Below are 13,245 nucleotides of genomic sequence, written 5' to 3'. Positions count from 1 at the left end.
ATCTTCCTACAGAGGACTTTCACCTCATTAGTTCATGCCCATGCTGGGCGTACACAATGAAGTTCCCTACTCCTTCCTTCGTCAGTCTAGGGAATGACATATTTTAAGCAAAAAAAACGCCCTACCGAAGTAGAGCGTTTTCAAAAGCTTAGATTAATAATTCGCTAGGAATTATTGACCTTTAACTTCTTTAAGACCGTTGAAAGGAGCTTTAGAACCTAGAGCTTCTTCGATACGGATAAGTTGGTTGTACTTAGCAACACGGTCAGAACGGCTCATAGAACCAGTTTTGATTTGACCTGCAGCTGTACCTACCGCTAGATCAGCGATAGTTGCATCTTCAGTTTCGCCAGAACGGTGAGAGATTACTGCAGTGTAGCCAGCGTCTTTAGCCATCTTGATAGCAGCTAGAGTCTCTGTTAGAGAACCGATTTGGTTGAACTTGATAAGGATAGAGTTAGCTACGCCTTTCTCGATACCTTCAGCAAGAATCTTAGTGTTTGTAACGAAAAGATCGTCACCAACGATTTGAAGCTTGTCGCCTAGAAGTTCAGTTTGGTGCTTGAAGCCATCCCAATCTGACTCGTCAAGACCGTCTTCGATAGAAACGATTGGGAAGTTGTTAGCTAGTTCAGCTAGGTAGTGGTTGAACTCTTCAGAAGTGAAAGTTTTACCTTCGCCCTTCATGTTGTAGATGCCAGCTTCTTTGTCGAAGAACTCAGATGCTGCACAGTCCATAGCAAGAGTAACGTCTTTACCTAGTTCGTAACCAGCAGCTGCAACAGCTTCTGCGATAACTTCTAGAGCTTCAGCGTTAGATTTAAGGTTAGGAGCGAAACCACCTTCATCACCAACTGCAGTGCTGTAGCCTTTAGACTTAAGAACTTTAGCTAGGTTGTGGAATACTTCAGCGCCGATACGCAGACCTTCTTTAAGAGTTTTAGCGCCAACTGGTTGGATCATGAACTCTTGGATGTCAACGTTGTTATCAGCGTGCTCGCCACCGTTGATGATGTTCATCATTGGTAGAGGCATAGAGAACTGACCAGCAGTACCGTTTAGCTCAGCAATGTGCTCGTATAGAGGCATGCCTTTCGCAGCAGCAGCAGCTTTTGCGTTAGCTAGAGAAACAGCAAGGATAGCGTTAGCGCCAAACTTAGACTTGTTCTCAGTACCGTCTAGATCAAGCATAACTTGGTCAACGTCAGCTTGTGCTTTAGCGTCTTTACCAACTAGAGCGTCAGCGATTGGGCCGTTTACAGCTTCAATTGCTTTAAGAACACCTTTACCTAGGAAACGTGATTTGTCGCCGTCACGTAGCTCAAGAGCTTCGCGAGAACCAGTAGATGCGCCAGATGGAGCAGCAGCCATACCTACGAAACCGCCTTCTAGGTGTACTTCAGCTTCTACAGTTGGGTTACCACGTGAATCGATGATTTCACGACCTAGAACTTTAACGATCTTAGACATTGAATGTTTCCTTCTCGTTGAATATATAAATGTCAAATTTAAAGGTAGCAGCACAACTTACGCAGCTACCTGGATTCCTTTTTACTTTTCTAATTCGCCGCGCTGGAATTCGCCAGCCGCTTTAACGAAACCTGCAAACAATGGGTGACCATCGCGAGGTGTTGAAGTGAACTCTGGGTGGAACTGAGCAGCAACAAACCATGGGTGGTTCGGGTTCTCAATAACTTCAACCAGTTTCTTGTCCGCAGACAGACCCGATACTTTTAGGCCCGCTTTTTCGATTTGTGGACGAAGATTGTTGTTCACTTCGTAACGGTGACGGTGACGTTCATGGATCGTCGCGCTACCGTATAATTCGTAAGCTTTCGTCCCTTTCGCTAGGTGACAAAGCTGTGAACCAAGACGCATTGTGCCGCCTAGGTCTGATTTCTCAGTACGCTCTTCAACTTTACCTTCGCCGTCAATCCACTCAGTGATTAGGCCAACAACAGGGTATTTAGTTTCTTTGCAGAATTCAGAAGAGTGTGCACCTTCCATCTTCGCAACGTTACGAGCGTACTCAATAAGAGCAACTTGCATACCTAGACAGATACCTAAGTAAGGTACTTTGTTTTCACGAGCGTATTGTGCAGCAAGGATCTTACCTTCAACACCACGGTCGCCAAAGCCACCAGGAACTAGGATTGCATCTAGGTCTTGTAGAATTTCTGTGCCTTTAGATTCAACATCTTGTGAATCTACATATTTAATTGTGACACTTAGGCGGTTTTTCAAGCCTGCGTGTTTCAGCGCTTCATTTACTGATTTGTATGCGTCAGGCAGTTCAATGTACTTACCAACCATACCAATCGTCACTTCACCCGTTGGGTTAGCTTCTTCGTAAATTACTTGTTCCCACTCAGACAGATCAGCTTCTGGTGCATTGATACCGAAACGCGTACATACAAGATCATCAATGCCTTGAGCACGGATTAATTGTGGGATCTTGTAGATTGAATCTACGTCTTTCATCGAGATAACTGCTTTTTCTTGTACATTACAGAAAAGAGCAATTTTCTTACGTTCGTTTGCTGGGATAACACGATCTGAACGACAAACTAGGATGTCAGGTTGAATACCGATAGACAGTAGCTCTTTTACAGAGTGTTGCGTTGGCTTAGTTTTCACTTCACCCGCAGCTGCTAGGTATGGCACTAGAGTAAGGTGCATGAACATTGCGCGTTCACGGCCTAGTTCTACTGCTAACTGACGAATCGCTTCCATGAATGGTAGAGATTCAATATCACCTACAGTACCACCAACTTCAACAAGCGCGATATCGTGGCCTTTAGCACCAGAGATTACGCGTTCTTTGATAGAGTTAGTGATGTGAGGGATAACCTGGATTGTTGCACCTAGGTAGTCACCACGACGTTCATTACGTAGAACGTCAGCATAAACACGACCTGCTGTGAAGTTGTTACGCTTAGTCATTTTGGTGCGAATGAATCGCTCATAGTGACCAAGGTCAAGGTCTGTTTCAGCGCCATCTTCCGTAACGAACACTTCACCGTGTTGAGTCGGGCTCATAGTGCCTGGATCAACGTTGATGTAAGGGTCAAGCTTCATCATAGTCACTTTAAGACCACGAGCTTCTAAAATAGCCGCAAGAGATGCTGCTGCAATACCTTTACCTAGAGAGGATACAACCCCGCCAGTAACAAAAATGTAATTTGTCGTCATGTTTAACCTGAAATTGGTTGAATGAGGGAAATGGATTACTTCTGGACGGGATGAAAATATACCAGAAGCCCCTTATCGCCACAACGTGAAATCTATCACACTGCAATTTTTTATTTTTTGCTTCAAATCAATTCATGATAAAAGCTTTGATGATCTTTTCTCCGCCACTTTGACTTCATCCCACATGGAATCAAGCTGTTGTAGAGAAAAGTCGGTCAGAATTTTATCTTGCTGACGAACTTTTTGTTCCACACCTTTAAAGCGGCGTGAGAATTTCAGATTGGCTTTATTAAGAGCCGTTTCTGGATTTTTACCCAAATGTCGCACTAAATTGACCGTCGCAAACAATAAATCACCCAGTTCTTCTTCAACTAAATCTTCGTTTGGCGTTACTTGAAGCGCTTCTTCTAACACCTCATCAACTTCCTCTAAAACCTTATCAGCGACTGGGCCAATAGTGTCCCAATCAAAGCCAAATTTCGCGACTTGCTTTTGAATTTTTGTAGCACGCGAAAGTGCAGGTAGAGAGTTTGGTATTGAGTCTAGAATACTTTCTTGAGTTTTGCCTGCCTGTGCTTTCTCTTTGGCTTTTTCAGCTTCCCAATTGGCATTAATTTCTTCATCGCTGGCAAACTCTGTATCAGAAAATACGTGTGGATGACGGCGCGTCAGTTTCTCATTGATACCGTCGACCACATCAGAGAACTCAAACAAGCCCTGCTCTTTTGCTAATTGACTGTAGAAGATTACCTGAAACAACAGGTCACCCAACTCTTCTTGTAGGTTCGGCCAATCTTTGTTGTGAATCGCGTCCACCACCTCGTAGGTCTCTTCGATAGTATGCGGCACAATTGTTTCAAAATTTTGTTTCAAATCCCAAGGACAGCCACCTTCTGGATCGCGCAGCTTAGTCATAATCTGTTCAAGTTGTTCAATCGGGTGATTCATCGTTTTCTTCCTATTCACTGTCTTTGATTTTTAAATTTATAACGTCTTCTAAAACTAAAAGGTACTGATACTAAAAAAGGTGAGCAGCCAAAACCACTCACCTTTGTTGATACTGTCTAATTCTCTAAATAATTGAAACTGTGGCTAGGCGACAAGCAAGCGAGACTCCTGAGCATAGCTTGTCTATGTGATTGAGCGAGTGCGCGCAGGCAACAACGCCATCAGCTTCAAGTATGACGAGAATTTTAGCCTAGGCGTTTAACACTCATAACATCTTTGATTTGCTCGACACGGCTCGTTACTCGACTCAGAATTTCAATGTTGGTCACTTCCAAATCGAAATCCATCACCGACAGCTGACGTTTATAGTCAATACGGCTCTTCATTGTCGTCACACTGACTTTTTCGTTTAAGAACAGGGATGTTATATCTTTCAACAAGCCGGTACGTTCTAGCGCCTCTACACGCAGCGTTAAGATATACGAGCCTACAAAACCATCGCCCCACACAGTATCAATGATACGTTCGGGAGCATGCAGGTTAAGTTCACTTAACTGTTCACAATCGCTGCGGTGTACTGAGATACCACGCCCTTGAGTAATGTAACCTTTGATCACATCGCCCGGGATAGGCTGACAACAACGAGCCAAGTGGGTCATTAAGTTATCGACACCTTCAACAACGACAGCATCCTTTTTCGGACGACTCTGATGCGCTGGCTTATTGTCAGACTCAAGCAGCTTCTCTAGCGCTTTCTTATCTTCTTCTTCCGCCGTTGGTTTGTTGACCAAAGCATTGATGTGATTAACGACTTGGTTAATACGCAAATCGCCACTACCAATACCCGCATACAATTCATCTGGAGTGTTGACGTTGAATCGTTTCAGCGCGTATTGCTCAGCATCTTTCAGTGTAGCGCCGACTCTGCCCAGCTCGACTTCTAGAATATCTCGCCCCGCTTCGAGGTTTTTCTCACGACTCTGAGCACGGAACCAAGCGTTAATTTTTGCTCGAGCTCGACTTGAATGAACAAAACCTGTCGTCGGATTCAACCAATCGCGTGATGGATTCGGTTCTTTTTGAGTGATGATTTCAACTTGATCACCCATCGCCAACTTATGAGTAAATGGAACGATTCGACCTGCGACTTTGGCACCGATACAACGGTGTCCAACCATCGAGTGGATGTGGTAAGCAAAGTCCAACGGTGTTGCACCCATTGGTAAATCGACCACATCACCGCGAGGTGTAAAGGCATAGACACGATCATCAAAGACTTGGCTACGGACTTCATCCAGCATCTCGCCAGAATCCGACATCTCTTCTTGCCAGTCGATAAGCTTACGCAACCAAGTAATTTTCTCATCGTAGCCACTGCGTACGCCGCTAGATGCACCTTCTTTGTATTTCCAGTGCGCAGCAACGCCCAATTCAGAGTCTTCATGCATCTGCTTGGTACGAATCTGAATTTCAATGGTCTTGCCTTCAGGGCCAAGAACTACGGTATGAATCGACTGATAACCATTCGGCTTAGGGTTCGCCACGTAGTCATCAAATTCACTAGGTAGATGTTTATATTTGGTGTGAACCACACCTAAGCCGGCATAACAGTCTTGCAGTTGGTCGGCGATAATACGCACCGCACGCACGTCAAAAAGCTCATCAAACTCTAAGCCTTTTTTCTGCATTTTACGCCAGATACTGTAGATGTGTTTTGGTCGACCGCTGACTTCAGCATTGATGCTTGAACGGTTCATTTCTGACGTGAGATCGTCAACAAAGTCGGTGATGTATTGTTCGCGCACAATACGTCGTTCAGACAGCTGTTTAGCAATCTGCTTGTATGTATCTGGTTGTTGGTAGCGGAAAGCGTAATCTTCAATTTCCCACTTTAGCTGACCAATACCTAAACGGTTTGCAAGAGGCGCATAGATGTTGGCACACTCTTTTGCTGCCGCACGGCGCACAGCATCAGGGGCCTTTTTCACTTCTATGAGGTTACAAATTCGCTCTGCTAGTTTAATGACTACGCAGCGGAAATCATCCACCATTGCCAATAGCATTCGTCGAACATTATCGACTTGACCCGAGGCAGCACTGCCTTCAAGGGTGACATTTAGCTGGCCCAAAGCCGCCATTTCTTCCACGCCATCAATCAGCTTTACGGTTTCCTTTCCGTAACTTTCTTCAAACGCTTCACGCTCAAAAACACCGCTTGATACGACAGGGAAGAGTTGTGCCGCCACTAAAGTAGCGCGATCCATCGACAAGGTGACCAAGATTTCGATCATCTCGCGACCACGCCAAAGTAAAAGCTCACCTTGCTCGTGATCTTTTAATAGCTCTTCACAGTGACGATAAACTTTGGTCAGTTTATTCGAGGTTTTTGCGTCTTGATTCAATGACGCAATCCAATTATCTAGCTCAAACTGTTCGCTTGGGTTTAAATGTGCGCTTCGTACCGCAACCATCATGCCTTCCTAGTTATTATGTTTTATACCCAATTCAATATGACTAACTGGTTCCACGTTAGTTCGACTCATATTGATATCAGTGCAGGCTGCCCCGCACCTTTGTAATACATTTTCAAGCCTTATTTAAGGGCTTCTAAGCCTTGATAAAGAGAGCCATCGATTCGAGATGACTGGTATGAGGGAACATGTCCAACATGCCTAGCTTAGCCAATTGGTAGCCTTGTTTTTCTAAGCTCTCTGAATCTCTAGCTAGAGTAGCAGGATTACACGAAACATAAACCACACGCTTCGCTCCTAACCCTGAAATTTGATCAACGATCCCACTCGCTCCAGCACGAGCTGGATCGAGTAAGATTTTATCAAATCTTTCTTTTGCCCAAGGTTGTGAAGACAGCTCTTCTTCAAGGTTCGCTTGGTAGAATTCTGTATTATTTAATTGATTCAAAGCTGCGTTAGACGTTGCCTGCTGAACCATTTCATCGACACCTTCAACCCCCACCACAAACGCAGATTGTTGTGCGATAGGCAGACTAAAGTTGCCCAAGCCACAAAACAGGTCGAGCACTCGCTCATCGGCTTGAGGCTCTAACCATTCAATCGCTTGAGTTACCATCTGTTTATTGACCTTTTGATTCACTTGAATGAAGTGGTTTGGCTCAAAAGGTAAGGTTACGCCAGTTTCGCTATAGCTTGGCGTATCACCCACCAAACGAATCAACTTGTCAGTTTCTGGCATAGAATACAGCGTAGCGCCTTCTGCCAGAGCCAACTCAATCAAAGATTGCTCATCTTTTTCAACCAAAGGCTTAAGGTGGCGTAGCACCATGACTGGACCAGTATCCCCGATCACTAATTCAACGTGTCCTAAAGAAGTAAGGTTGCTGAAAGTATTCAGTAAACTTTTCAGCTTTGGCAGCAAGATATTGAGACGAGGGTCAAGCACCGCACAATCGGTAATATTTTCAATCTGCTTGCTTTGCTTTTTACGGAAACCAAATTGAAGCTGCTGTGTCTTTTTATCGACAAATAAGCTGATGCGCGCACGGCGACGATAACCTGTTTCATGACCAATAATCGGTTCAACAACGTCTGTTTTATCCGTTTGGTATTGGCTCATCAGATGGCTCAAAGACTGCGCTTTATGTTCTACCTGAGAAGAGTAGCCAAGGTGCTGGAGATGACAGCCACCGCACTGATTAAAATGTTTACAGAAAGGCTTCAAACGCAGTTCGCTTGGCTCCAGTAATTTAATCAGTTTTGCTCGCGCAAATTTACTCTTACTCTCGATGAGCTGAATAACAACCTGCTCACCCGGCAATGCACCATCAATGAAAACAGGCTTATTCTTCTGATAAGCAATCCCTGCCCCATTGTGATCCATTCGTTCAACCAAAACCGATTGGTGCTTGGTCTCGAATTGAGTTTTCTTTTTTGGTTGAAAAAAACGTGCCATTGCTTGTGCCTAATGTATCTTTTAATAAGTAATTTGTATCCAGGACTCACTATTATGCCTTGGAATCATTGTCGAACGTCACGGCTTTGATTAAGCTTACCGTTCACTTAACCGCCATTGTGCGCGTTATTTTCCCATATCCAGACCTCGATGTAATTAAAGAACATGACCAGATATGGCTTAAGAGCCCGTGTAATTACCTTAACTCTAGTTCCAACCCTAATTATTGGGCTGCTATTGAGTGCATTTTTCTCATTTAACCGCTATCAAGACCTTGAGGGTCAGGTGGTTAACACTGGTACTAGCATTATAGAACCGCTTGCGATTGCGAGCGCATCTGGCATGCAACTCGAAAGCCGAGAGTCTGTTCGCCAGCTCATCAGCTATGCGCATCGAAAAAACTCTAACCTTGTGCGCAGTATCGCGGTATTTGATGATCGCCATGAGTTGTTCGTAACCTCAAACTTCCACCCCGACTTTGAAAGCCTCACTTATCCCAAAGATAAGCCGATACCGCATTTGAGCTCTTCGAACCTGCTCGATAACACGCTGATCCTCAGGACACCCATCATCGCTGAGGGGCAATACATCAACTCAGCCAACGGGCAATCGCAAGCGAACCAAGCCATTGGCTATATAGCGATTGAGCTCGACTTATCTTCATTGCGATTGCAGCAGTATCAAGAGGTGTTCTCTGCTTTCTTGGTGTTGATTCTGGGACTAGGTTTATCGGGCGTGTTTGCGTTCCGCTTAATGCACGATGTAACTCAGCCGATCACGCACATGAAAAACATGGTTGACCGGATTCGACGTGGTCACCTCGATGTGCGTATCGAAGGCAAGATGCATGGTGAGCTAGATTCACTGAAAAACGGTATCAACGCGATGGCGGTATCGTTATCAGAATATCACGTAGAGATGCAACACAGCATCGACCAAGCCACGTCTGATCTGCGTGAGACCCTAGAGCAATTAGAGATTCAAAACGTTGAGTTGGACATTGCGAAAAAACGCGCTCAAGAAGCAGCACGTGTTAAGTCTGAGTTCTTGGCTAACATGTCTCACGAATTGAGAACACCGCTCAACGGTGTGATTGGCTTTACTCGTCAGATGCTTAAGACCCACCTATCGACCAGCCAAACCGATTACTTGCAGACCATTGAGCGCTCTGCCAATAACCTACTCAGCATCATCAACGACATTCTTGATTTCTCGAAGTTAGAAGCTGGTAAACTAGCACTCGAAAACATTCCATTTGAATTCCAAGCCAGCCTTGAAGAGGTTGTGAACCTTCAAGCCACCAACGCTCATGAGAAAGGCCTGGAGCTGACTCTAAAAATAGACCCGAAAGTGCCACCAGGCGTGGTTGGTGATCCGCTGCGTATTCAGCAGATCCTAACCAACCTTGTTGGTAACTCAATCAAGTTTACCGAGCGTGGCAATATCGATATCAGTGTTGAGCTTCGTTCGCAGACCGAAGACAACATCGAACTTCAATTCATGGTTCGAGATACCGGTATAGGTATCTCAGAACGTCAACAGGCTCAGCTATTCCAAGCCTTCAGCCAAGCAGATGCGAGTATCTCTCGTCGTTATGGTGGTACAGGCCTTGGTCTCGTTATCACACAGAAATTGGTAAGCCAAATGGGCGGTGAGATCAGCCTCACTAGTCGCCTGCACCAAGGTTCAACCTTCTGGTTTACCTTAAGGCTATCAACGACTGATATGCCAATGACCGAGCTTATCGAAACTCAATGCCTACAAGACAAACAGTTACTGTTGATCGAGCCGAACATGCAAGCGGCATCGATTACTCAGCAGATCCTAACCCAAGAAGGCTTAGTGGTAACGTACCGTTCGGTTATGCCTGACGAATCTACCTCATATGACTACGTTCTACTTAACTTAGCCGCGAACCAAGAGTACCAACTTGATACCGTCAGTGGTTGGGCAATTGGTGCGAAGAAGATTGCTCAGAACGTGATTATTGGTACGCCAAGTACTGAACTTGCATTGGGTGAGCAACTGATGAAAGAGGTTGATGTTCAGTGCATCACCAAGCCTCTCTCTCGTAAGAAACTGCTGCAAACTCTGATCTCTAATCAAGCACCAACCTTGATTGCTCCAGCGATTGAAACGCACTCAGAAGAGAAGCTACCGTTAACGGTACTGGCGGTCGACGATAACCCAGCCAACCTGAAGTTGATTACTGCGTTATTGAAAGAGCGAGTGGAAACCGTGATCAGCTGTACTAATGGTCAACAGGCGATCGACAAAGCGACTAGCACACCGTTTGATATCATCTTCATGGATATCCAAATGCCACAAATGGATGGAGTGACCGCTTGTAAGCACATTAAGAAACTCGCTAACAACGCCAACACACCGATTATCGCAGTGACCGCGCACGCCATGATGGGTGAGCGAGATCGACTGCTAGCTGCGGGCATGGATGATTACCTAACCAAGCCTATCGAAGAGCATGTCTTACAGCAGGTTCTGCTTCATTGGAGCCCAGCTTCAGAGGTTGAGCATATCAATAAAATAGACCCTGAACATCCTGCGGTCGCGGTTGAGATAGATAATAGCCAGCCACAAGAAACAGAAGCGAACGTGCACAAAAACATCATCATTGATTGGCAAGCCGCAATGAAGCAAGCCGCTAACAAAGAGGATCTTGCACGCGATATGCTGCGAATGTTAGTGGACTTTATTCCTGAGGTTTACGAAGCCGCAGAGAAAGCGATAGAAGACAACGACTTCCCTGTTGAAGAACTGATACATATCATCCACAAGATGCACGGCAGCAGCTCATACAGCGGCGTACCAAGACTAAAATCGGTATGTGCAACGATAGAGAAAGAGTTGCGCTCAGGCACTTCCATTGAGGCGATTGAGCCGGAGCTATTTGAATTGCAGGATGAATTAGATAAGGTTCAGGCAACAGCGATTCATTACTTGCAGCCGATTAACAGTTAAAAGTTAGCTGCTGGCTGCTGGCTGAAGGCAGTTAGCAGTTAGCAGTTAGCAGTTAGCAGTAAATTGAACGCGTTCAGATAATAAAAAAGCAGAGCCATGAGCTCTGCTTTTTTTAACTTGAATATTTGGTCAGTGTTAATCAATTCGTTCGCTGCCTAAACACGCTCGCTGTCTAAGCAGACGACTAAACACATGGTTCAATCCAAAGCTTACGACTCAAGTAATACCGTCGCCACCGCGTAGTGGCGTTCATCGGAAATAGTTAGATGAATCGACTTTGTTCCATTCGCCAGTGCGATTTCCTGAGCTTTGTTATGTAAGCTCAAAACGGGCTTGCCATGCTCATCGTTCGATATTTCAAAGTCATGAAAGGTCACACCAAGCGCAATGCCCGTGCCAAGCGCTTTCGATGCCGCTTCTTTAGCCGCAAAACGCTTCGCAAGGTAACGCCCTTTTTGCTTAAGCTGCTGGAATACTTCAAATTCAGAATCCGTCAAAATACGTTGAGCGAAAGCCTCCCCACTTCGTGACAATGCTTTTTCTACACGCTCTATTTCTGCGATATCTGTACCTAATCCAACAACAGCCATGTTTACCTTACTATTAAACTTCGATTTATTGATTCTATTGGTTTTTGATTAACCACTTACCTAATTAACTAATTAAGCGTTGTTACGTGCTGTTTCCATGATTGCTTTCATGTCTGCAACAGCTTTGTTCAAACCATCAAACACTGCGCGTCCCATGATCGAGTGACCGATGTTCAGCTCGTAGATCTCAGGGAGTGCCGCAATTGGCGCTACGTTGTGGTAAGTCAGGCCATGGCCCGCATTGACTGTAATACCAAGATCATCTGCGTAGCTTGCGCCTGCAGCAATCTTTTTAAGTTCATCTTGCTGATCTTCTTCTGTTTTCGCATCAGCGTAATGACCAGTATGAAGCTCAATAAACGGCGCACCACATGCTTTTGCTGCATCGATTTGCTCACGATCTGCATCGATAAATAGAGAGACCTTAATACCCGCAGCCGACAGTTTTTCGGTCGCCGCTTTGATCTTCTCTAGTTGACCGACCACGTCCAAGCCACCTTCAGTCGTTAGCTCTTCGCGTTTTTCTGGAACTAAGCAAACGAACTCAGGATTGGTATCGAGTGCGATTTGAACCATCTCGTCCGTCACGGCCATCTCAAGATTCATGCGAGTTTGGATTGTCTCAGCAAGAATACGCACATCACGGTCAACGATATGACGGCGATCTTCGCGTAGGTGAATAGTGATGCCGTCAGCACCAGCACGTTCAGCAATTTCAGCTGCGTGTACTGGGTCTGGATATTTAGTACCACGTGCATTACGTAGTGTTGCAATATGGTCGATATTAACGCCTAAAAGGATTGAGCTCATTTTCCAATACTCCGTGCTCTAGAGAGGGCTATTGTTGGCATAAATAGCTCTCTACTTTTTAATGGTTTGCCGCCAAGATACGGCTTTAAGGCTATGCGTGTAAAGCGTTTTGCCGCTTTTAACTGCTCTTTAGTGATAAACCTACGTTCACTGATTGCGATAAGTTCATCGCCCATAAAAGTTAGGTTATCTCGACGTACCGATGCGATAAAACCTTTCTGCTCTCGATAACGATAAGTCATGCTCGGATCAATCGGTTCACCGGTGCCAGCACAGTGTAAAAAGTCGACGCCATACCCCATAGCGGAAAGTAGAGCCAATTCAAAACGACGTAGCGCTGGCTCAGGATTCTCATTATGAGCGAGTTCTGTTAAGGCATGAAGATAGTCATGAAAAAATGCGGGCATAGCCACTTCGGCCATCAACACTCGCCCAACTAACTCATTGACGTACATGGCTGAATACAGATTGATACCGGTAAGAGGAAGCCCCAAGCTGATGGGTTCAGCTTGGCGCAACGTTTTCATTGAACCATTGCCAGACCACTTAAGCAGCAGCGGCGTAAAAGGTTGCAATGCACCTTTCAAATTAGAACGCTTACTCCGCGCACCTTTAGACATCAACGTCACCCGACCGTACTCTTCACTGAAGACGTCCAGAATCAGGCTCGACTCACTGTATGGTCGACGGTGCAACACAAAGCATCGCTGTAACCCTTCGCTCAATAACTTACCCTTCTTACAGATACAAAAAGAGAGAGTTCGCACTCTCTCTTGTATTTATATTCAATTCAACTTTC

At 45.2% G+C, this 13,245-nt stretch carries 9 protein-coding genes; 1 reads left to right on the top strand and 8 read right to left on the bottom strand.

All coding sequences use genetic code 11. The features are described from left to right. Nucleotides 1–171 precede the first annotated feature (171 nt). The 5 genes from eno to rlmD all read right to left on the bottom strand — a co-directional run bounded on the left by eno (nucleotide 172) and on the right by rlmD (nucleotide 8,067). Entirely contained in the window at nucleotides 172–1,470 is a 1,299-nt protein-coding gene (gene eno / locus ED652_RS15800; protein ID WP_004735393.1) for a phosphopyruvate hydratase, read from the bottom strand. Between the two features lie 81 nt (nucleotides 1,471–1,551). Further along, nucleotides 1,552–3,192 (bottom strand): CTP synthase, encoded by a 1,641-nt coding sequence (locus tag ED652_RS15795; protein WP_017108150.1) that lies wholly within the window; start codon nucleotides 3,190–3,192, stop codon nucleotides 1,552–1,554. Between the two features lie 132 nt (nucleotides 3,193–3,324). Beyond that, nucleotides 3,325–4,140: a nucleoside triphosphate pyrophosphohydrolase gene (gene mazG, locus ED652_RS15790; protein ID WP_065102955.1), complete on the bottom strand. Its 816-nt coding sequence runs from the start codon at nucleotides 4,138–4,140 to the stop codon at nucleotides 3,325–3,327. A 245-nt stretch (nucleotides 4,141–4,385) separates the two neighbouring features. Further along, nucleotides 4,386–6,611 (bottom strand): GTP diphosphokinase, encoded by a 2,226-nt coding sequence (gene relA / locus ED652_RS15785; RefSeq protein ID WP_029223233.1) that lies wholly within the window; start codon nucleotides 6,609–6,611, stop codon nucleotides 4,386–4,388. A gap of 136 nt (nucleotides 6,612–6,747) precedes the next feature. Then, entirely contained in the window at nucleotides 6,748–8,067 is a 1,320-nt protein-coding gene (rlmD, locus tag ED652_RS15780; protein ID WP_122055435.1) for a 23S rRNA (uracil(1939)-C(5))-methyltransferase RlmD, read from the bottom strand. Nucleotides 8,068–8,232: 165 nt separating this feature from the next. Between rlmD and barA the strand changes: the two genes are divergently transcribed. After that, the gene (gene barA / locus ED652_RS15770) at nucleotides 8,233–11,046 is read left to right on the top strand and encodes a two-component sensor histidine kinase BarA (RefSeq protein WP_122055434.1); all 2,814 of its coding nucleotides are present in this window, start codon (nucleotides 8,233–8,235) and stop codon (nucleotides 11,044–11,046) included. Between the two features lie 209 nt (nucleotides 11,047–11,255). Here barA and acpS read toward each other — a convergent pair whose 3' ends face one another. From acpS to recO, 3 genes are all read right to left on the bottom strand, one after another. Further along, on the bottom strand, nucleotides 11,256–11,636 hold the full coding sequence (gene acpS, locus ED652_RS15765; RefSeq protein ID WP_076672301.1) for a holo-ACP synthase: 381 nt from the start codon (nucleotides 11,634–11,636) through the stop codon (nucleotides 11,256–11,258). Between the two features lie 72 nt (nucleotides 11,637–11,708). Next, complete coding sequence (gene pdxJ, locus ED652_RS15760) at nucleotides 11,709–12,446, bottom strand: pyridoxine 5'-phosphate synthase (RefSeq protein ID WP_017108145.1); 738 nt, start codon at nucleotides 12,444–12,446, stop codon at nucleotides 11,709–11,711. Then, entirely contained in the window at nucleotides 12,443–13,171 is a 729-nt protein-coding gene (gene recO, locus ED652_RS15755) for a DNA repair protein RecO (protein ID WP_122055433.1), read from the bottom strand. The genes pdxJ and recO overlap by 4 nt, the downstream gene beginning before the upstream one ends. Nucleotides 13,172–13,245 lie beyond the last annotated feature (74 nt).

This window comes from Vibrio sp. Evd11 (genome assembly GCF_900382755.1).
Classification (GTDB): domain Bacteria; phylum Pseudomonadota; class Gammaproteobacteria; order Enterobacterales; family Vibrionaceae; genus Vibrio; species Vibrio lentus.
The sequence above is the reverse complement of the archived record's forward strand: the minus strand, read 5'-3'. Positions and strand labels throughout refer to the sequence as shown.

Excerpts from the sequence above, each read along its gene's own strand:
- pdxJ (WP_017108145.1), bottom strand. The coding sequence starts at position 12,446 with ATGAGCTCAATCCTTTTAGGCGTTAATATCGACCATATTGCAACACTA.
- ED652_RS15795 (WP_017108150.1), bottom strand. The coding sequence starts at position 3,192 with ATGACGACAAATTACATTTTTGTTACTGGCGGGGTTGTATCCTCTCTA.
- eno (WP_004735393.1), bottom strand. The coding sequence starts at position 1,470 with ATGTCTAAGATCGTTAAAGTTCTAGGTCGTGAAATCATCGATTCACGT.
- acpS (WP_076672301.1), bottom strand. The coding sequence starts at position 11,636 with ATGGCTGTTGTTGGATTAGGTACAGATATCGCAGAAATAGAGCGTGTA.
- barA (WP_122055434.1), top strand. The coding sequence starts at position 8,233 with ATGACCAGATATGGCTTAAGAGCCCGTGTAATTACCTTAACTCTAGTT.
- mazG (WP_065102955.1), bottom strand. The coding sequence starts at position 4,140 with ATGAATCACCCGATTGAACAACTTGAACAGATTATGACTAAGCTGCGC.
- relA (WP_029223233.1), bottom strand. The coding sequence starts at position 6,611 with ATGGTTGCGGTACGAAGCGCACATTTAAACCCAAGCGAACAGTTTGAG.
- rlmD (WP_122055435.1), bottom strand. The coding sequence starts at position 8,067 with ATGGCACGTTTTTTTCAACCAAAAAAGAAAACTCAATTCGAGACCAAG.